This is a genomic window from Paenarthrobacter sp. NPDC056912 (assembly GCF_042786555.1).
Classification (GTDB): domain Bacteria; phylum Actinomycetota; class Actinomycetes; order Actinomycetales; family Micrococcaceae; genus Arthrobacter.
Genome location: NZ_JBHUCD010000003.1, coordinates 234,358 through 253,999 on the forward strand (window position 1 = coordinate 234,358; position 19,642 = coordinate 253,999).

The 19,642-nt window shown below is 62.5% G+C and carries 14 protein-coding genes and 1 riboswitch; of the genes, 4 read left to right on the forward strand and 10 right to left on the reverse strand.

The annotated features are described in order from the left end of the window. Positions 1-138: 138 nt before the first annotated feature. The 4 genes from rpmA to ACFRJ9_RS05135 form a co-directional block, all read right to left on the reverse strand. Positions 139-402 carry a 50S ribosomal protein L27 gene (rpmA, locus tag ACFRJ9_RS05120; RefSeq protein WP_003803426.1) on the reverse strand — a complete coding sequence of 88 codons (264 nt, stop codon included), beginning with the start codon at positions 400-402 and terminating at the stop codon, positions 139-141. A 59-nt stretch (positions 403-461) separates the two neighbouring features. Beyond that, the gene (gene rplU / locus ACFRJ9_RS05125; protein ID WP_377665246.1) at positions 462-770 is read right to left on the reverse strand and encodes a 50S ribosomal protein L21; all 309 of its coding nucleotides are present in this window, start codon (positions 768-770) and stop codon (positions 462-464) included. Between the two features lie 377 nt (positions 771-1,147). Next, entirely contained in the window at positions 1,148-2,677 is a 1,530-nt protein-coding gene (gene thiD, locus ACFRJ9_RS05130) for a bifunctional hydroxymethylpyrimidine kinase/phosphomethylpyrimidine kinase (protein ID WP_377665102.1), read from the reverse strand. Then, positions 2,660-2,758: riboswitch (TPP riboswitch) on the reverse strand. Its footprint overlaps the gene before it by 18 nt. A gap of 188 nt (positions 2,759-2,946) precedes the next feature. Then, positions 2,947-6,063 carry an Rne/Rng family ribonuclease gene (locus tag ACFRJ9_RS05135; protein ID WP_377665103.1) on the reverse strand — a complete coding sequence of 1,039 codons (3,117 nt, stop codon included), beginning with the start codon at positions 6,061-6,063 and terminating at the stop codon, positions 2,947-2,949. A 474-nt stretch (positions 6,064-6,537) separates the two neighbouring features. Here ACFRJ9_RS05135 and ACFRJ9_RS05140 point away from each other — a divergent pair, with 474 nt between their 5' ends. After that, the gene (locus tag ACFRJ9_RS05140) at positions 6,538-7,209 is read left to right on the forward strand and encodes a vitamin K epoxide reductase family protein (RefSeq protein ID WP_377665105.1); all 672 of its coding nucleotides are present in this window, start codon (positions 6,538-6,540) and stop codon (positions 7,207-7,209) included. A gap of 75 nt (positions 7,210-7,284) precedes the next feature. Here the strand turns inward: ACFRJ9_RS05140 and ndk are convergent, their stop codons facing one another. Genes ndk through ileS form a run of 4 tightly spaced genes read right to left on the reverse strand, consistent with a single transcriptional unit; the run spans position 7,285 to position 12,853 of the window. After that, positions 7,285-7,704, reverse strand: coding sequence for a nucleoside-diphosphate kinase (gene ndk / locus ACFRJ9_RS05145; RefSeq protein ID WP_377665106.1), 420 nt, complete (start codon positions 7,702-7,704; stop codon positions 7,285-7,287). A gap of 41 nt (positions 7,705-7,745) precedes the next feature. Next, on the reverse strand, positions 7,746-8,198 hold the full coding sequence (locus ACFRJ9_RS05150) for a DUF4233 domain-containing protein (protein ID WP_377665108.1): 453 nt from the start codon (positions 8,196-8,198) through the stop codon (positions 7,746-7,748). Positions 8,199-8,200: 2 nt separating this feature from the next. Next, on the reverse strand, positions 8,201-9,562 hold the full coding sequence (locus ACFRJ9_RS05155) for a bifunctional folylpolyglutamate synthase/dihydrofolate synthase (protein WP_377665110.1): 1,362 nt from the start codon (positions 9,560-9,562) through the stop codon (positions 8,201-8,203). A 3-nt stretch (positions 9,563-9,565) separates the two neighbouring features. Beyond that, positions 9,566-12,853: an isoleucine--tRNA ligase gene (gene ileS / locus ACFRJ9_RS05160; protein ID WP_377665111.1), complete on the reverse strand. Its 3,288-nt coding sequence runs from the start codon at positions 12,851-12,853 to the stop codon at positions 9,566-9,568. A 328-nt stretch (positions 12,854-13,181) separates the two neighbouring features. Between ileS and ACFRJ9_RS05165 the strand changes: the two genes are divergently transcribed. Beyond that, positions 13,182-14,237: an endonuclease/exonuclease/phosphatase family protein gene (locus ACFRJ9_RS05165; protein ID WP_377665112.1), complete on the forward strand. Its 1,056-nt coding sequence runs from the start codon at positions 13,182-13,184 to the stop codon at positions 14,235-14,237. Here the strand turns inward: ACFRJ9_RS05165 and ACFRJ9_RS05170 are convergent. Beyond that, positions 14,234-15,013: an SDR family oxidoreductase gene (locus ACFRJ9_RS05170; protein WP_377665113.1), complete on the reverse strand. Its 780-nt coding sequence runs from the start codon at positions 15,011-15,013 to the stop codon at positions 14,234-14,236. The genes ACFRJ9_RS05165 and ACFRJ9_RS05170 overlap by 4 nt on opposite strands. Positions 15,014-15,086: 73 nt before the next feature. On the opposite strand from ACFRJ9_RS05170, the gene valS reads away from it, so the two are divergent. Both valS and ACFRJ9_RS05180 read left to right on the forward strand, forming a co-directional pair. Beyond that, entirely contained in the window at positions 15,087-17,708 is a 2,622-nt protein-coding gene (gene valS, locus ACFRJ9_RS05175; RefSeq protein WP_377665114.1) for a valine--tRNA ligase, read from the forward strand. 341 nt (positions 17,709-18,049) lie between these two features. Then, positions 18,050-18,925 carry a DNA-formamidopyrimidine glycosylase family protein gene (locus tag ACFRJ9_RS05180; RefSeq protein WP_377665115.1) on the forward strand — a complete coding sequence of 292 codons (876 nt, stop codon included), beginning with the start codon at positions 18,050-18,052 and terminating at the stop codon, positions 18,923-18,925. Positions 18,926-18,942: 17 nt separating this feature from the next. Here the strand turns inward: ACFRJ9_RS05180 and ACFRJ9_RS05185 are convergent, their stop codons facing one another. Further along, entirely contained in the window at positions 18,943-19,605 is a 663-nt protein-coding gene (locus ACFRJ9_RS05185) for a DsbA family protein (protein WP_377665116.1), read from the reverse strand. Between the last annotated feature and the right edge of the window lie 37 nt (positions 19,606-19,642).

Below are 19,642 nucleotides of genomic sequence, written 5' to 3' on the forward strand. Positions count from 1 at the left end.
TTTTTAAATACATTTTTTTTTTAACCCCGCGGTTTAAAAAAACCCCCCCCCCCCCGGCCCGCCCTTTTTTTTTTTTGTGGTTAAAAAACCGGGGGGGGGGGGGCGTTTGGCCCCCCTCCACCGGTTCAGAACTTGTTGTTACTCTGCAGCTGCAGCAGCAACGATGTTCACTACGCGACGGCCGCGGCGAGTACCAAACTCAACCGCACCTGCCTGCAGAGCGAACAGGGTGTCGTCGCCACCGCGACCGACGCCTGCACCGGGGTGGAAGTGGGTTCCACGCTGGCGAACGATGATTTCGCCTGCGGAGACTACCTGACCACCGAAGCGCTTGACGCCCAGGTACTGTGCGTTGGAGTCACGACCGTTGCGAGTGGAGCTCGCGCCTTTTTTGTGTGCCATTTGAAATGCCTGCCTCTAAATTTCTGGGGAAACTGAAAACCTGAACAGAGTAACGAAAGTTACTTGATGCTCGTGATCTTGATCTTGGTCAGTTCCTGACGGTGACCCTGGCGCTTCTTGTAGCCGGTCTTGTTCTTGAACTTCTGGATGACGATCTTGGGACCACGGAGGTCTTCAAGGATCTCAGCCGTGACCGTAACCTTGGCCAGGTCTGCAGCTGCGGACGTGACCTTGTCGCCGTCAACCAGGAGCAAGGCGGGCAGCTCAAGCTTGCTGCCGGCTCCACCGGGGACGCGGTTCAGGGTTACGTAGTCTCCAACGGAAACTTTTTCTTGGCGGCCGCCTGCGCGGACAATCGCGTACACCACTTGGGTACTCACTTCTCTCGACGTTTATTACTAAATTTGCGTGCGGAACCTTGAACCGGAATCAGGCTTGGTTCGCGCTGTGCCTCAACGCCGTGGACTTCAATTCGAAGCCCGCGAGTCATCCCATGAACAATTCCAAGGGGCATAACCCAAGTGTTGGCGTAAGCACCGAAGATCAAGATTACGCTAGTTTGACCTTCAGCTGCAAATGAGGCCGGGTCCGGAGGCTACCACGTGACGTTCATCACCACTTGTAACGGACTCTCCCGGCACCGTGCCCATACAGCCTACATGGTTCCAGCCCGAATGACGCGATCGAGCCCGCGACGCGCCGTCGTGTCCCTGCAAGGAACGTGGGACTGACCGCATGTGCCTGGTCAGGCGAACAATCGCGGGGCGTCAAAGAACGCTGTTTCGTATCGGCAGGACTGCGCAAAGGCGTCCACCATGGCAGCCTGCTCGCGGGAAGAAGCAGCAACTGCGGCCGCATCCGTGAAGTCGACCGCCTTCCTGGTAGCCGCAGCAAAGTCTTCGTCAGCATAGGTCTTCAGCCAGTCAGCGTATGCGTGGTCCGATGGTGCGCCTGCATTCACGTACTGGGCGTGGAGCTGTTGCCCGACCTCCGCGTACAACCAGTAGCAGGGCAGGATCGCGGCAAGCACCACCGCATAGCTCCCGGACGCGGACGACGCCAGCAGGTGATCCACATAGGATCTGGTCACCGGCCCGGTGACCGGTGACGCCTGACGGGTGCTCAGCCAGTTCCGGTGCAGTTCCGATTCCACTTCAAGGCACTGTTGCGAGGCCTTGGCCCAGAACAACTGTTCCTCTTCCGTGGGGGCCAACGCTCCGGCGCGGGCCAAGACCCTGGAGTACCCGTTGAGGTAGATGGCGTCCTGGGCGAGGTAGTAGTTGAATTCGGATTCCGGGAGCTGTCCGGATTGCAGCCCTTGGATGAAGCTGAGGCCGTAGATGGCGTCGAGCTCCGGCACGGCTTCTTTCCACAGCGTCGCCGCAAATTCACCTGCCCGGGGCCCGCCGCGAAGGTGGTGGAAGTGATCAACGGGACCGCTTCCCTGTCCTACCTCAAGGGCGTCGGAGGCTGTCAGCGCCTGAATCAACCATGGCTTTACTTCCCGCAAGGAAGCTTCCCAGTCACCCTTGCGGGCCTGCACTGTTGCCAGCGCGGACGACAGGGAACAGCCCGTGCCGTGGCTGTTCATGGTCTCAACGCGCGGGCCGGCCACCTCGACCACGTCCTGGCGCAACAGCCCGCTGGTGTTGACCAGCGCGTCAGGGCACTCGGATCCGGCCAGGTGGCCGCCCTTCACCAGGACGGTATTTCCGCATTCAGCGACCAGCCGCTTGCCTTGGTCCAGAGCAGATGCCCAATCAGGCGCCTCAGGTTCTCCCAGCAGCATGGCAAGCTCGGGAAGGTTGGGAGTAACCAGGTCCGCCAACGGCAGGAGGGCACGCAAGGCTGTCTCTGCCGATTCACGCAAGAGACGGTCACCGCTGGTGGCTACCATCACCGGATCAAGGACCACGACGGCGGGGCGCACATCCTCGAGCCAGCTGCGGACCTCGTTGATGACGGCTGCGTCGCCGAGCATCCCGATCTTGACGGCATCTATGGTGATGTCGCCGCTGATGGCGTCCAACTGTTGGCGGAGAAACTCCACTGGAGGCACGTGCACCGCACGGACGCCCAGGGTGTTTTGCGCCGTGAGGGCCGTAATGGCAGCCATTCCGTATCCACCATGGGCAGCGATGCTCTTCAGATCCGCTTGGATTCCAGCGCCGCCCGAAGGATCGGACCCGGCGATGCTCAGCACCCTCGGGGTTGTCCGGCCGGAAGACGGCAACCGGTAGACGGGAGAATATGACAATACAGTCACTGGGGACATCCCTTCGCCGGTGCTAACCGGACAGGTTCAACGGGTCTGGATCTCAGCCTGGCCCAATGCCTGGCACCCCGTGTCAAATACCTAGCCTAGCCGGGAAGCACCGCCGCCCGGGAACTGCGCCGCCGAGCAGCGTGGATGTGACCGCACTGGTTCCTGCGGTGTCGGCAAGGAACCGGCAAGGAATCCGGATGGACCTGCGGGACAACAAAGGGCCCTGCAGCGTCCGTTGGAAACGGAGTTTGCAGGGCCCTTCTCATGGCTTTGAACCTCTAGAGTTCGGAAGCAGGCACTCCGACACCCAGGATGATGGGCTCATCCGCGGGCGCCTTCTTGGCTGGTTCCACGGGAGCCTTGGCCTCATGGGCCGTCCCACCCGCGGCTGGCGCCGATACTTCGTGGTGTTCCACGCTGGTCTCATTAGCTGCGCCCTGGGCCCGGCTGGCGCTGCGGTTCCGGCGGCCACGACGACCCCGTGCAGGAGCAGCGGCTTCGGGATCTTCGTCAACCGTTGCGGCTGCAACGGCCTCCGGCGCAGATCCCGCGCTGGCTGGCTGTTCCTCGAGCACCGGAGCTGCTCCCAGGTGGGAGAACGCTTCGGCCAGAAGGTCAAGGCTCATGGCGGGCTTGGTCGCCTGCGGTTCCTCATGGTGTTCAACGAACGGCAACGCCACCTCTTCCCCGCCAAACCTGAGGACAGGAGCAGACCTGGCTTCGCGGGCGGCTGCGTCCTCAGCGTCTTTGGCTGTGACATCTCCGGAAACCTGCTCACCGGCAGGCTGGTGCTGTCCCGCTGCCTGTGCGAGCTCCTCAGCACGGTGGACTTCGTCATCGTGCAGGTGCGCAGCGTGCGCGGCTGCGGCAATGGTAGCCAGCGCTGCCCTGGTTGCATCAGCCTTCGCCTGACGCACCGGATCCACGGTCTCAGGGGCCGTAGACGGTGCTGCCGGTGCCGACGCCGGGGTGTGAACCGGCGCGGGTGCTTCTGCTACGGCTTGCCCCCCGCCCTTGCCGCGACGGCGCTTGCGTTCCGTCCGGGCAGCCGGAGGCTGGGATTCGGTGTGGGGCCGGTGCTGCTCGGCGGCTACCACGTTGGCCCGCCGATGCTCCACGGGTTCATCGTGCGTCACGATGCCACGGCCGGCACAGTGCTCGCACTGCTCGCCGAAGACCTCAAGGAGGCCCGTTCCCATGCGCTTACGGGTCATCTGGACAAGGCCGAGTGACGTCACTTCGGCGACTTGGTGCTTGGTGCGGTCGCGGCCAAGGCACTCGACCATGCGGCGAAGGACCAGGTCACGGTTGGACTCGAGCACCATGTCGATGAAGTCGATGACGATGATGCCGCCGATGTCGCGCAGGCGAAGCTGGCGAACCACTTCTTCGGCCGCTTCAAGGTTGTTCTTGGTGACGGTTTCTTCAAGGTTTCCGCCGCTGCCGGTGAACTTGCCGGTGTTGACGTCCACCACTGTCATTGCTTCGGTACGGTCGATGACCAACGAACCACCCGAGGGCAGGAAGACCTTGCGGTCCAGTGCCTTGTGGATCTGTTCGTCGATGCGCCAGGCAGCAAAGATGTCCTGGTCCTTGGTCCACTTCTCGAGGCGGCCCACAAGGTCCGGGGCAACGTAGGTCACGTAGGCCTCGATCGTGTCCCAGGCGTCGTCGCCGGAGACGATCAACTTGGAGAAGTCCTCGTTGAAGACGTCGCGGACCACCTTGATGGTGAGGTCAGGTTCGCCGTAGAGCAGTTCCGGAGCCAAGACCTTCGTCGAGGAAGCCTGTCCTTCGATGCCTTCCCACTGGGCGCGCAGGCGGTTGATGTCATGCGTCAGCTCTTCTTCAGACGCGCCCTCGGCCGCCGTGCGGACAATGACGCCCGCGTTCTCCGGCAAGCGGTCTTTCAGGATGCGCTTGAGGCGGTTGCGCTCGACGTCGGGAAGCTTGCGCGAGATGCCGGTCATGGATCCACCGGGTACGTAGACCAAGTAACGGCCGGGCAGGGAGATCTGGCTGGTCAGGCGGGCGCCCTTGTGGCCCACGGGGTCCTTGGTGACCTGCACCAGAACGGAATCGCCGGATTTCAGGGCGTTCTCGATCCGGCGCGGCTGGCCTTCGAGGTTGACTGCGTCCCAGTTCACTTCACCGGCGTACAGCACGGCGTTGCGGCCACGTCCGATGTCAACGAAGGCAGCTTCCATGGACGGCAGCACATTCTGGACCTTGCCCAGGTAGACGTTGCCGATCAGGGAGTCCTGCTGGGTCTTGGACACGAAGTGCTCGGCAAGGACGCCGTCTTCCAGGACACCGATCTGGATTCTGTCGTCGCGCTGGCGGACGATCATCTGGCGGTCCACGGACTCGCGGCGTGCCAGGAACTCGGCTTCAGTGATCACCTGGCGGCGACGACCGGTCTCGCGGGACTCGCGGCGGCGCTGCTTCTTGGCTTCAAGCCTGGTGGAGCCCTTGACGCTCGCCACTCGGTTGGACGGCGCTGTTTCGGTCATCGGACGCGGCGCGCGAACACGGGTTACCGTGTTGGGCGGGTCGTCATCGGTGCCGCCGGTCAGTTCAAGGTCCTGGTCGCCACGACGACGACGACGCCGACGCCGGGACGTGACGCCCTCTTCCAGGGCCTCTGTTGCCGGGGCTTCTTCGTCTTCGGACTCAGCACCGTCCTCGGCATCGTTCTCTTCGCGCTCGGTTCCCCGACGGCCACGGCGGCCACGGCTGCGGCGCCGCCGGCGACTACCGGCGTCGTCCAGTTCATCGTCCGTAGTAGATTCAGTGGCCCCTTCGGGCTCCTCTTCCTTCTCTTCAACAGCGCCAACCCGCGGGACCGGGGTGAGGTCCGGTGCCTGGAAGATGATGGAAGTGATGGAGACAGGCTCCAGGAACAGGGACGCGGAAGCGCTCGAGGCAGCTTCTTCTGCCGCTGGTTCTTCGGATTCGGGTTCGTCAACCGGAGTTTCCGTGACCGGCTCCGCAGGCTCAGGCTGGGAGTCTGCCACCGGCGTCGAGGTTTCTTCAACTGCGGGCGCCTCTGCGACCTCAGCCTTGGGCTTGGCGGCACGACGACGGCGGACCGGCTTTTCCGGGGCAGGCTCGAGGACGGCCTCGGGCTGGCTTTCCGCTACGGCTTCTTCGCCCAGTCCGGGGAGGGGCTCAGCCGGCTCGGCCTTTTTACGTGAACGGGTGCGCCGCACCGGCGCCGCAGTGGCTTCCGGGGTTTCTTCGGCGGCGACGGATTCCGATGATCCGGCATCCGGAACTGCGGCTTCAGTTGCCTTCGGCGCGGCCTTGCGCCTGGTCCGGGTTGCTTTCTTGGGCGCTTCCGCAGGTTCCGCGGCAGCATCGTCATTAACGGCTACAACTTGGTCATTATCCATGTGTGGCAACACTCCTGCCCCAGCGACGCCGCCACATTCGGCGCCCAGTGGGGCAAATATTTGTCAAAACCCTCGGGCGTTGACAGAAGTCGGTAGTATGCCTTCCGGTTCGCACCATCATTGGGGTGCGGCAGCCCTGGAAGGCCGGCGACTTTGCTCTGGAAACCCGTTGTTCTGCTGCCACAACCAGGTGCCGTCCATTGCCATGGCGGGCCTTCCGAGGATCAGGTGATCCGGGCATGCCCTGCTCATGGGTGGCGGTCTTGGGAACAAGTCACCGGACCGGATTCCGAATGTGGATCGGCTTCCGGCCATGTTCATTGTCTCACACCCCTGCGGATTCCCACGGCAGGTCGCTGTGTCGTTCAGCCGGGAGGCATTGCTGGAGGCAGCGTCCAGCCTGCGGCGTTAGAATCCTCCCAAGAGCCGTCCCCGGCCTGTCCGGGCCACTTGTCGAAAAGGACTAAATCCGCGATGCCGAGCACCGCCAAGGGAAACCTGGCCCATCAAGCCTCCACCCCCGTGGAGGACAAGTCCTCCCAGCCCGGATCATTGCCAAAGGCGGTCCGGGACAAGCCGTTTGCGTGGCTCCTGCTGATCACTGGAGTGATCGGCTGGCTGGCCTCGGGCGCACTGGTCCTGGAGAAGCTGGAAGTCCTCAAGGACCCCAACCATGTGACCGTGTGCGATGTGAATCCGTGGGTCTCCTGCGGCGCCGTGATGCAGACACCCCAGAGCTCCGTTTTCGGCTTCCCCAACATGTTCATCGGCATCGTCGCCTTTGCCGTGATCATTACCACCGCCATGGGCCTTTTGGCAGGGGCCAAGTTCTCAAGGGTTTACTGGCTGGGGCTACAGGCCGGAGTAACCCTTGGGTTCGCTTTCGTGGTCTGGCTGTGGTCCCAGGCCTTGTACGTCATCAACGTGCTGTGCCCTTTCTGCATGGTGGTGTGGGCGGTCATGATCCCCATGTTTGTCTGGGTGACCATCCGGAATATTTCCCACGGGGTTATCAAGGCACCGCCGGCGCTGGCCAAGGTGCTGGGTGATTCCGGCTGGATCATCGTGGCGTTGTTGTACGTGGCTGTCATCGCAACCATCTTCTTCGCCTTCATCCACGTCTTCGCCGGGACGTCCGGCTACTAGAAGCTCGCGAGATGACAGAAAAGGCCAATGTTCTTGATGAACATTGGCCTTAACTGTTATCTCGGTGAGGCGTAACTAGCCCGCGAACCAGATCTTGATCTCGCGCTCGGCCGAATCAACGGAGTCGGAGCCGTGAACCAGGTTCTGCTGGACAGCCAGGCCCCAGTCGCGGCCGAAGTCACCGCGGATAGTGCCCGGCGCCGCCGTCGTCGGATCGGTGGTTCCAGCCAGCGAGCGGAAGCCCTCGATCACGCGGTGGCCTTCGAAGACCGCAGCGATGACCGGTCCGCTCAGCATGAACTCAACCAGGGGCTCGTAGAACGGCTTGCCCACGTGTTCCTCGTAGTGCTGCTCCAGCAGCTCACGGGTCGCGTTGACCTTCTTCAGCTCAGCCAGCGTGTAGCCCTTGGCTTCGATCCGGGCAAGGATGCTGCCGCTCAGGTTGCGGGCGACGCCGTCGGGCTTGACCAGGACGAGGGTCCGTTCAATGCTCACAGTTGCTCCAATGTGGTTGGTTGGTGGTTTTCCCAGCCAGTTTACGGGGTTTGAGGGCCGGCTTCGTCACCGTGGGCAGCGTTCCATTCCGCCTGCTCACGGTCGCGTTGGGCCACCTCCCGGTCGATCCTCATGCCGGTACGGATCCCGTACCACCAGCAGATCGCAAACAGGACGCCCACCACGAACATCATCGGCTCTGCCAAACCAGTAAGGATCAGCACCACTTGAAGGCCCCAACCCACTGCCATGCCCCAGGGCTTCGACAGCACTGCGCACGCCAGGACCAACACCACGCTCAAAGCAATGCCGACACCCAAAATGATTCCGGGGGCCACTTCGCCGCGCTTCAGGCCGAAGACCACCAATGTGGCAAAAAACGCCACAAATGCTTCGAGGAGGAGCACGGTGGAAGCGAACATCACCTTGGTGGAGCGGCGCTTCTTGGGCATGCCCGGCCGCCATTCACGCTGCGCCTTGGTAAGTTTTGCCATGCTCAAGCACTTGCCTTTCCGAGCAGGATCCGCGCCTCGGCCACCACGGTGATGGAGCCGGTGACCAGCACGCCTCCCGCGAGGTCGTCGTTGGACTCCGAACGCTCAACGGCCCATTCAAGGGCGTCGTCCAGCTTCTCAGCAATGTGGACGTTCTCTTCGCCAAAGCCGAGGTCGACGGCGAGTTCGGCCAGTTCAGCCGCCGGAACCGCTCGCGCGGAGCTGGATTGGGTGAAACAGATTTCTTCGGCAAGGCCGCCGAGCTTCTCCTTGAGCGTCTTCAGGATTTCCTCCGCATCCTTCTCCCTGAGGACCCCGACCACTACAACGAGCTTGCTGAAGCTGAAGGCCTCGTGGATCGCCTCGGCCGACACCCTGATCCCGTCCGGGTTATGGGCTGCGTCCACGATCACCGTGGGAGCTGTGCGCACTACTTCCAAACGGCCCGGAGAGGTGACGTTGCCGAATGCCTCCTTGAGGACCTCGGCGTCGAGTTCCTTCTCTCCCCCGCCGAAGAATGCCTCAAGGGCGGCAACGGCGACAGCGGCGTTCTCTGCCTGGTGGGCACCGTGCAGGGGTAGCAGGAGGTCTTCGTAGCGTCCGGCGAGACCTTGGATGGTCAGTACCTGTCCACCAACGGCCACGCTGCGGGACTCCACTCCAAATTCGACGCCTTCGAATCGGAACGGCACGTCCACTTCGCGGGCTTTCTCCAACAGGACCTGCGCTGCGTCCACCGGCTGAGCGGCACTCACCAGGAAACCGCCGGGTTTGATGATGCCGGCTTTCTCATAGGCGATGTCCTCGGTGGTGTCACCCAGCAAATCGGTGTGATCCAAGGAAATGGGCGTGACCACCGAGACTTGTCCGTCTCCAACATTGGTGGCGTCAGTAATGCCACCAAGGCCAACCTCCACCACCGCAACGTCCACGGGCTGGTCGGCAAAGATGGCGAAACCGAGGATCGTGACGCACTCGAAGTACGTGAGGCGGGGCTGGTTGTCGGCGACAAGTTCGTTGTCCACGATTTCCAGGTAAGGACGGATTTCGTCCCAGATCCGCACGAACGTCTCATCCGGTACGGGCTCACCGTCGATGCTGATGCGTTCGGTCACCTTGGACAGGTGCGGGCTGGTGTAGCGACCGGTGCTGAGCCCGTGGGCACGCAGCCCGGCCTCGATCATCCGGGCCGTTGAGGTTTTTCCGTTGGTTCCGGTGATGTGGATGATCGGGTACGCCTTGTTGGGCTCGCCCAACACATCCATGGCACGGAACAGCGGCGCAAGCCGGGGTTCCATCTTGTTCTCGGGTGCCCGGCCAAGGAGCTCGGCGTAGACGCTTTCTACAGAGAATTCGTCAGTCATGAATCAGGCCTCTACTTTTTCGACGGTGACCTGGGGTTCGCTGACACTTGCCACCAGGACTTCCAGTTCGAGGGTCAGGGTCTCGGTCTTGACGAGCTCCGCATTGGCACTGAGGGCGTCAATCACGTCCTGCTGCGCTTCGACCGACGTCCGGATGCGGTCGCTGACGTTGAGTCCAGCGTCCTTGCGTGCCTGCTGGATAGCACGGACCATGTCGCGCGCCAGGCCCTCAGCTGCGAGTTCCGGGGTCACTTCGGTGTTCAGGACCACGAAACCGCCGCCTGGAAGCACCGCAACCGCGGAACTTCCGCCGTCGCCCGTTTCTGCCACAACGGTTTCCAGCGTGTATTCCTGGGGCTCAAGCTCCAGACCGCCCGCGACGACCACACCAGCATCATTCACGGACCAGTCTCCGGACTTGGATCCCTTGATGGCTTGCTGCACGTTCTTGCCAAGGCGCGGGCCGGCTGCACGGGCGTTGACCACAAGCTTCTGCTCGATGCCGAATTCCTCCGGCGAGGCCGTGGCGGTATCCATCAGACGCACGGACCGCAGGTTCAGTTCATCAGCGACGACGGCGGCGAAGCCTTCCAGCGTGTCTGCACCGGGTGCAACCACAGTCAGTTCCTGCAGGGGCAACCGGACACGAAGGTTGGCAGCCTTGCGCAGGCTCGAGCCGGTGGAGCAGATCTGCTGGACGCGATCCATCGCTTCAACCAAGGCCGGGTTGGACGGGAACAGCGCGGCATCCGGCCAGTCAGCCAGGTGAACTGAACGGCCACCGGTGAGTCCACGCCAGATCTCTTCCGAGACCAGCGGCAGCAGCGACGCCGATACCCGGCACACCGCTTCGAGTGCCGTATAGAGGGCATCGAAGGCATCAACGTTCTCATCGAAGAAGCGCTGACGGCTGCGGCGGACATACCAGTTGGTGAGCATGTCCAGGTAGCTGCGCAGTTCATCACAAGCACCCGAGATGTCGTAAGTATCGAGGCTTTCGGTGACGTTGCGGACCAAGTCACCGGTGTTGGCCAGGAGGTACTGGTCCAGCGTGTCGGAATAGCCGTCATAGCGCAGCCGGGCGTCGTAACCCGCGCCACCATTGGCAGCGTTGGTGTACAGCGTGAAGAAGCTGTAGACGTTCCACAGCGGCAGGATGACCTGGCGGACGCCGTCGCGGATTCCTTGCTCGGTGACGATCAGGTTGCCGCCGCGGAGGATGGGGCTGGACATCAGGAACCACCGCATGGCGTCGGAACCGTCGCGGTCGAGGACCTCGGAGACGTCGGGGTAGTTCCGCAGGCTCTTGGACATCTTCTGTCCGTCGGAGCCCAGCACGATGCCATGGCTGATGACGTTGCGGAACGCCGGGCGGTCGAACAGCGCCGTGGAGAGGATGTGGAGCATGTAGAACCAACCACGGGTCTGGCCGATGTACTCCACGATGAAGTCCGCGGGGTTGTGGGTATCGAACCATTCCTGGTTTTGGAACGGGTAGTGCACCTGGCCGTACGGCATGGAACCGGAGTCGAACCAGACGTCCAACACGTCTTCGACCCGGCGCATGGTGGACTTGCCCGTGGGATCGTCCGGGTTCGGCCGGGTCAGGTCGTCGATGAACGGCCGGTGCAGGTCAACCTGGCCTTCGTTGTTCAGTGGCAGGCGACCGAAGTCAGCTTCCATCTCCGCCAGCGAGCCGTAGACGTCAGTGCGCGGGTACTCGGGATCATCCGACTGCCATACGGGGATCGGGGAACCCCAGTAGCGGTTACGGCTGATGGACCAGTCGCGGGCGTTGTCCAGCCATTTGCCGAACTGGCCGTCCTTGACGTTGCCAGGGATCCAGTTGATCTCCTGGTTCAACTCGGACATCCGGTCTTTGAACTTGGTGACCTGCACGTACCAGGAGGAAACGGCGCGGTAGATCAGCGGGTTCCGGCAGCGCCAGCAGTGCGGGTAGCTGTGCTCGTAGCTTGCCTGGCGGACAAGCCGGCCGTCGGCGCGGAGCACCTGGGTGATGGGCTTGTTGGCGTCGAAGACCTGCAGGCCAACGATGTCCGCCAGTGCGCCATGGGCAAACAGGGGCAGGAACTTGGCGCCCTCGTCCACGGAGAGGACCACCGGGATGCCTGCGTCTTCACAGACCTTCTGGTCATCCTCACCGTAGGCCGGAGCCTGGTGGACGATGCCCGTACCGTCGGTGGTGGTGACGTAGTCGGCTACCAGGAAACGCCAGGCGTTCTGCGTTCCGTACTTCTCAGCATCAGCGAAGTCGTTCCAGAGCGGTTCGTACTCGAGGCCAGCCAGCTCGGCGCCTGTGTGGGTGGACACAACAGCGGCAGCGGCGGCAGCGGCGTCGTCGTACCCCAGATCCTTGGCGTAAGCGCCCAGGAGGTCTGCCGCCAGCAGGAAGCTGCCGGTGACCGGCGCCTCAGCGGCAGCGGCCTTCACACCGTTCGGTCCGGCAGGCAGGACGGCATAGGAGATGTCAGGTCCGACGGCGAGCGCCAGGTTGGTGGGCAACGTCCAGGGCGTGGTGGTCCAGGCGAGCGCCTGGACGCCTTCGAGGCTCGTGGAGAGTTCGGTGTCCCCGGCCTTGATGGGGAACGTCACCGTGACCGTCTGGTCCTGGCGGTTCTTGTAGACGTCGTCGTCCATACGGAGTTCGTGGTTGGACAGAGGGGTCTCGTCCTTCCAGCAGTACGGGAGGACGCGGTAGCCGTTGTACGTCAGGCCCTTCTCGTGCAGCTGCTTGAAGGCCCAGAGGACCGACTCCATGTACTCGACGTTGAGCGTCTTGTAGTCGTTGTCGAAGTCCACCCAACGGGCCTGGCGCGTGACGTAGGCCTGCCATTCGTTGGCGTACTTCATCACGGAGGCGCGGCAGGCGTCGTTGAATTTGTCGATGCCCATGGCTTCGATCTGGGTCTTGTCCGTCATTCCCAGTTGCTTCATGGCTTCTAGCTCTGCCGGGAGGCCGTGTGTGTCCCAGCCGAAGCGACGCTCCACGCGCTTGCCGCGCTGGGTCTGGTAGCGGCCTACCAGGTCCTTGGCGTAGCCGGTCAGCAGGTGGCCGTAGTGGGGCAAGCCGTTGGCGAAGGGAGGGCCATCGTAGAAGACGAACTCGTTGCTGCCATCAGTGCCGGCGTCGCGCTGGTCGATGCTGGCCTGGAAGGTTCCGTCTTCGTCCCAGTATTTGAGGATGCGCTCTTCGATTTCCGGGAACTTCACGGAAGCGGACACGCCGGGCGTGCCGGAAGGCGCCGCTGAGGCCTTGGGGTAGTGGGTCATCTCATATCCTGTGATAGCTGGTTGACTGTCAGGATGCGAGGACGGCTTGGGTCTTGATCTGCATCAACACCTGTACCGCGGTACCACCTCACTTACCGGAACACGGGATCCCGGCCTCTCATTACTGCTGTGACGGGCTTACCCGTCCGGTTCTACTGGGCATCAGCGCCGCTAAGGGCGTTCAATACTGTTCTTCCGGAAGCTCACCGGTGATGGCCGGGTCAAAGCTGGTTTTCCAAGTCTAACGGCAGCTGAGCTTCCAGCTCCACTTGTCAGTTCATCCTTGAGGTGGAGCCTCTGGCCTTCTCCGGTGAATAGACTCACAACCATGACGACGCCCGCTCCCGCCCTCAGCGATGCCCGCCCAACACGACGCCGCGCATCCCTTGCCTGGTCCGTGCTGGCATTGGCGGCGGCAGTGCCAGTTGCGGGGATATCCCTGGTCCGCGCGATTCCCACGGAGTGGCCGCTACCAGTGGTGCAGTTGCTGTCCTTCACGCCATGGCTTGTGATTCCGGCGGCGCTGGCGTTTCTCCTCGCCTTGTTGGGTCGCAGGCTTTGGGTAGTAATCACGACGGCGGCGCTGCTGGCTGTGCAGCTGCTCTGGCTGTTTCCACTGGACTCCGGCCAGGCGGAGGCGCTGCCGGCGGGGACCGGAGTCGTTTCGCTGAAGGTGATGAGCCTGAACTCTGAATACGGCGAGGCTGACGCGGCCACCATTGTGAGGCTGGTCCGCGAGAATGGCGTCCAGCTTCTGGCAATCCAGGAACACACACAGGGGTTGGAGGACCGCCTTCAGTCCGAAGGCTTGGCGAAGGAGTTGCCGCACCGGATCAGTGAGCCCAATGACGACGCGTCGGGCGGCGCCGTGTACTCGGTCTTCCCTCTGGAAGCCGAAGGGATTCTCCCGGACACCCCGTTCCACATGGCCACCACGCGGGTTCTCATTAATGATTCCAGCGCCGAATCCAACGCGAAAGCGACCCTGATGCTCACCAACGTGCACGCCCTACCACCGGTTGATGAGCGCATCGACCAGTGGCGCAGCGACCTGCAGAAGATCGCACGACAGGCGGCCAGGCCCGGGAACCACTTGCTAATGGGCGACTACAACTCGACGTACGATCACTCCGAGTTCCGGGAATTGCTGGACTCCGCGCTGGCAGGGTCCGGCCAGGAAGGCAAGAAGCTCGTGGACGTGGGGACAGCCTCAGGCGGGCGGCTCTCCCCCACCTGGCCGATGGAGGGGCCGCCGTTGCCCGGAATCGTCATTGACCACATGGTGACCACTCCCCGGATCAGCGGCAATGACTATTCAGTCCACCAAGTTCCTGGTTCGGACCACGCCGCCATCATGGCCAGACTCAGTATTCCGGCCGGCTAATCCTGCTTGCGGACCAGCTTGTGGTTGGCAGCCTGGGCAACCGGTCGCACGGTGATGTGGTCCAAATTGATGTGGTGCGGCAGGGAAACGGCGTACTTCACGACGTCGGCCACGTCCTCGGCCGTCAGTGGCTTCTCGACTCCGGCGTAGACCTTTGCGGCTGCCTCCTTGTCACCGAGGCGGTTCAGGGCAAATTCCTCGGTGTGGACCAGGCCGGGAGCCACCTCGATGACACGGATGTTGTTTCCGACTTCTTCAAGGCGCAGCGCGCTCGTCATGGCGTGCTGGGCGAACTTGGCGGCGTTGTAGCCGGCCCCGCCCTCATAGGCGGACAGTCCGGCCGTTGAGGTCAGGTTGAGGACCGTTCCTTCACCGTTTTCCCGCAGCATCGGCAGGAAGGCTCGCGTGATTTTCATGGTGCCGAGCACATTGACCTGGTACATCCACTCCCAGTCGTCAGTGTCTGCGTTCGCGATGGTGTCAGCGCCCCGCGCACCTCCGGCAATGTTGACCAGCGTGTCAGCACCTCCGGCTTTGGTAACGGCCGCGAGCAAGGCCGCAACGTCGTCGTCGTTGGTGATGTCGGCCGGGAACGGGACGGCGCCGGTTTCGGCACCCAGGGCGCCGAGCCTGTCTGCCCTGCGTGCCACAGCGAAGACCTTCCATCCCGTGGAGACCAGGGCCCTCACAGTGGCCTCGCCGATGCCGGTGCTTGCCCCGGTCACTACGGCCGTCTTGTTCTGCGTTGCGGGGGTATTGTGTGCTGCCAAAGTCATGCCACCACCCTATCGGGGGTCGGAGGTCCTTCCGAAGGCAAGCTGTAACGCCAGGCCATGAAACAATTGGTCCATGGCTGAATCAACGCAGGGTACAGACACGCCCGCCACCGCCCCCATCAACGTTCCCGACAAGCCGGCCCTTGAAGGCCTTGAAGCTGCCTTGACGCAGCGCTGGCTGGCCGAAGGAACCTACAAGTTCAACCCGGACACCACCCGGGAGCAGGTCTATTCGATCGACACTCCCCCGCCGACGGCTTCCGGCTCGCTCCACGTGGGCCACATGTTCTCCTTCACCCAGACCGACGTCCAGGCACGCTACATGCGCATGACCGGCAAGAACGTCTTCTACCCCATGGGTTGGGATGACAACGGCCTGCCCACCGAGCGCCGGGTCCAGAACTACTACGGTGTGCGATGCGATCCCGCCATCCCCTATAACGCCGACTACCGTCCGCCCGCGCAGCCGGCCAAGAACCAGCGCGATTTCGACGTCGTTTCGCGCCAGAACTTCATCGAACTGTGCGAGGAACTCGCCGTTGAGGACGAGAAGGTCTTCGAGAACCTGTTCCAGACCCTTGGCTTGTCCGTGGACTGGGACCTGACCTACCGCACCATTGACGACACTTCACGTGCGGTTTCCCAGCGCGCCTTCCTGGCAAACCTCTCCGCTGGTGACGCCTACATGGCCGAGGCACCCACCCTGTGGGACGTGACCTTCCGTACCGCCGTGGCTCAGGCTGAGCTGGAGGACCGCGAGGTCGCCGGCGCCTACTACCGGTACCCGTTCTTCACTGAAGACGGCGAAAAGATCTTCATCGAGACGACGCGCCCGGAACTGCTGGCTGCCTGCGCGGCGCTGGTGGCCAACCCCGACGACGAGCGCTACCAGCCGCTGTTCGGCAAGACTGTGAAGTCTCCCCTGTTCGACGTTGAGCTTGAAGTCAAAGCCCACCCCCTTGCCAAGGCGGACAAGGGCTCAGGCATTGCGATGGTCTGTACCTTCGGTGACCTGACCGACGTCACCTGGTGGCGCGAACTGCAACTGCCTACCCGCGCCATCATGGGCCGCGACGGCCGCATCATCGCCGACATCCCGGAGTGGATCCCCACCGACGCCGGGAAGGAAGCCTATGCCGCAATCGCGGGCAAGACTGCTTTCTCGGCCAAGGAAGCCGTGGTCGAACTGCTCAAGGACGCGGACCTGCTGGACGGCGAACCGAAAAAGATCACCCACCCGGTGAACTTCTTCGAAAAAGGCGACAAGCCCCTGGAAGTTGTTACCTCCCGCCAGTGGTACATCCGCAACGGCGGCCGTGACGAGGAGCGCCGAGAACGCTTGATCGGCCGGGGCCAGGAAATCACTTTCCATCCGTCCTTCATGCGCTCCCGCTACGAGAACTGGATCGCGGGCCTGAACGGCGACTGGCTTGTATCGCGCCAGCGTTTCTTCGGCGTGCCCATCCCCGTCTGGTACCCCTTGGACGCCCAGGGCAACCCTGACTACGACAACCCTGTCCTGCCATCGGATGCCATGCTCCCCGTGGATCCAGCGGCTGACGCAGCACCCGGGTTCGACGAGTCGCAGCGAGATCAGCCCAACGGCTTCACGGGCGATGCCGATGTCCTTGATACCTGGGCGACGTCGTCGCTGACCCCGCAGATCGTGGGTGGCTGGAGCCGGGACGAAGAACTGTTCTCCAAGGTCTACCCCTTCGACCTTCGCCCCCAGGGCCACGACATCATCCGCACCTGGCTGTTCTCTTCCGCAGTCCGTGCCGATGCCTTGCAGAAGACCGCACCGTGGAAGCACGCTGCCATTTCCGGCTGGATCCTCGACCCGGACCGGAAGAAGATGTCCAAGTCCAAGGGCAACGTTGTTGTGCCTACCGAGGTGCTTAACGAATTTGGCTCCGACGCAGTACGGTACTGGGCAGCATCAGCCAAGCTTGGCGCGGACACGGCGTACGAAATCGCCCAGATGAAGATCGGCCGACGGCTGGCCATCAAGCTGCTGAACGCGTCCAAGTTCGTCCTGAACCTCGGCGCCACCGAAAACTCCGTGGTGGCCACTGACCTTTCGGTCCTGACCAACCCGCTGGACCGGGCGCTTCTCGCGCAACTGTCCGACGTCGTCGCCCAGTCCACCAAGGCGTTCGAGAACTACGACTACGCCCGTGCACTTCAGATCACCGAATCGTTCTTCTGGCAGTTCACCGACGACTACGTAGAGCTCATCAAGGACCGCGCCTACGGAGCCGCGGGCGAAACGGAACAAGCTTCGGTTCTGGCGGCCCTCGCCACCACCCTCGATTCCCTGCTCCGCCTCTTTGCGCCCTTCCTGCCCTTCGCCACCGAAGAGGTTTGGGGCTGGTGGCGCACAGGATCCGTCCACCGTGCCGAATGGCCGTCCGCACTGGAAATCACCGATGGCGATACCACCATGCTGGGCACCGTCGGAGTAGCACTTAGTGGTATCCGGAAAGCAAAGTCGGAGGCCAAGGTGAAGCAGCGGACAGAGGTGCTGTCAGCGTCCATCACGGCATCCGAGGTATTGGTAGCGCAGTTGAAGGCCGGCCTGGGCGACTTGAAGGCTGCCGCCAACGCACAGGAGATCACGCTCCAGTCCGGCGAAGGTGACCTGACGGTCAGCGATGTTGTCCTGGCACCTGCCGAGGAAACACCCGCGTCCTAGGAAGTCTTGGGCCCAGATGATTTTGGGCAAAGGGGAAGCCCCATCAGCGTTTTGCCGTTGGTGGGGCTTCGACTTTTCGGCTGTCTGGTGACGTCTTGACAGTCTGGCGGAATCCTTGGAATTTCAGGTCTTCCTACCTCGTCACTGGTAGCTTGCTTCCAACTTCGCCAAAGGCTGCGTTGGTTGCATATCACTGAATCTTTGGTTCCCGTGTCCCTCTTCTTTCGAAGTGGGTAAGAACCATTGTTGTCCCGCCACGGACGAAGCACAAGGCCTCCGAACGAACTACAAACCTGTAGTTCTCCTGCGGACAAAGAGCTTCCTGTGGCAGAGTAATGTCCATGCCGGAACTCCCCGAAGTGCACGGCCTGTGCATGTACTTGGACACCCAACTCCATGGAGCCGTGCTGACCGAGGTCCGCATCAACTCCTTTTCAGCGCTCAAGACAGCCGATCCGCCCTACACCGCCCTCGAGGGCCGGACCATACGTGGGGCCAAGCGCATGGGGAAGTTCGTTTGTGTCGACGTTGATGGCCTGTTCTTTGTGTTCCATCTGGCGAAGGCCGGGTGGGTCCGGTACACCGAACACCCGTCATCGGCCGGGTTGCGCATGGGCAAAAGCAACATCTCGGCCAGGCTCCTGCTTCACCGCCCCTCCGACGACGCCCATATCGGGGTGGACCTGACAGAGGCAGGAACCAAAAAGAGCCTGGCCATCTATGTGGTGAGGGATCCGATGGATGTCCCCGGCATAGCTACCTTGGGCCCTGAGCCCCTCAGCCCCGACTTTGACCTCGGCGCACTGGCGAAAATTCTCGGGTCCAGTTCCCAGCAGATCAAGGGACTCCTCAGAAGCCAGGGAGTAATTGCCGGCATCGGCAACGCCTATAGCGACGAAATCCTGCACGCAGCAAAAATCTCACCTTTCGCCAGCGCCAAATCCTTGGACCAAGCCACCGTGGCGCGTCTTTACGAGGCCATGCAGGAAGTCCTGGTGGGCGCCGTCAACGCAGCGGCCGGCAAACCATCCAGTGAGCTCAAGGACACCAAACGCAGCAACTTCCGTGTGCATGCCAGGACCGGCCTTGCCTGTCCGGTGTGTGGAGACACAGTGAGGGAGGTGTCCTTCGCGGACACCTCCCTGCAATACTGCGCCACCTGCCAGACAAACGGGAAGATTCTTGCCGACCGGCGAACTTCGCGGTTCCTGAAGTAGCGTTCCCCCGACGTGGGCTAGTTGAACTCGGGACGCTCGGTGCGGCTGCGCTTCAGCTCGAAGAAGTGCGGGTATCCGGCCAGGGTGACAGTTGCGTCCCAGATCTTTCCGGCTTCTTCACCACGCGGAATGCGGGTGAGGACCGGACCGAAGAACGCAGTACCATTGACGGCCACCACAGGAGTTCCAACGTCCTGGCCCACCAGGGAAATTCCGGCCTCATGGCTTGCCCGCAACTGGGCGTCGTACTCATCCGAGTCGGCAAAGCGGGCAAGGTCAGCGGGGAGACCGGTCTCCGCCAGGGCCTTCTGGATGACAGAAGCCCGGTCCTTGTTTCCTTCGTGATGGAGCTGCTCCCCCATGGCGTCATACAGCGGCTTGACGTAGCTGCTGCCGTGCAACTCCTGGGCCGCAATGATCACACGGACAGGACCCCAACTCTGATCCATCAAAGCCCGGTACTCGGCAGGAATGTCACGGCCCTCGTTCAGCACAGAAAGGCTCATGACGTGCCATTCGGTCTCGATGCCGCGGACTTGCTCTACCTCGCCGATCCAACGCGATGTAATCCACGCGAACGGGCAGGCGGGGTCGAACCAGAAATCGGCCTTGTTGACGGTCAGTTCTTGCGCGGTCTGTTCGGACACAAGGGACTCCTCGGAAAGGGGGAAAAAGGTCATGGGCAGGCGCTCAGAAGGGATACGCCGCTGATATGGC

Excerpts from the sequence above, each read along its gene's own strand:
- rpmA (WP_003803426.1), bottom strand. The coding sequence starts at position 402 with ATGGCACACAAAAAAGGCGCGAGCTCCACTCGCAACGGTCGTGACTCC.
- thiD (WP_377665102.1), bottom strand. The coding sequence starts at position 2,677 with ATGTCCCCAGTGACTGTATTGTCATATTCTCCCGTCTACCGGTTGCCG.
- ACFRJ9_RS05135 (WP_377665103.1), bottom strand. The coding sequence starts at position 6,063 with ATGGATAATGACCAAGTTGTAGCCGTTAATGACGATGCTGCCGCGGAA.
- ACFRJ9_RS05140 (WP_377665105.1), top strand. The coding sequence starts at position 6,538 with ATGCCGAGCACCGCCAAGGGAAACCTGGCCCATCAAGCCTCCACCCCC.
- ACFRJ9_RS05150 (WP_377665108.1), bottom strand. The coding sequence starts at position 8,198 with ATGGCAAAACTTACCAAGGCGCAGCGTGAATGGCGGCCGGGCATGCCC.
- ACFRJ9_RS05155 (WP_377665110.1), bottom strand. The coding sequence starts at position 9,562 with ATGACTGACGAATTCTCTGTAGAAAGCGTCTACGCCGAGCTCCTTGGC.
- ileS (WP_377665111.1), bottom strand. The coding sequence starts at position 12,853 with ATGACCCACTACCCCAAGGCCTCAGCGGCGCCTTCCGGCACGCCCGGC.
- ACFRJ9_RS05165 (WP_377665112.1), top strand. The coding sequence starts at position 13,182 with ATGACGACGCCCGCTCCCGCCCTCAGCGATGCCCGCCCAACACGACGC.
- ACFRJ9_RS05170 (WP_377665113.1), bottom strand. The coding sequence starts at position 15,013 with ATGACTTTGGCAGCACACAATACCCCCGCAACGCAGAACAAGACGGCC.
- valS (WP_377665114.1), top strand. The coding sequence starts at position 15,087 with ATGGCTGAATCAACGCAGGGTACAGACACGCCCGCCACCGCCCCCATC.
- ACFRJ9_RS05180 (WP_377665115.1), top strand. The coding sequence starts at position 18,050 with ATGCCGGAACTCCCCGAAGTGCACGGCCTGTGCATGTACTTGGACACC.
- ACFRJ9_RS05185 (WP_377665116.1), bottom strand. The coding sequence starts at position 19,605 with ATGACCTTTTTCCCCCTTTCCGAGGAGTCCCTTGTGTCCGAACAGACC.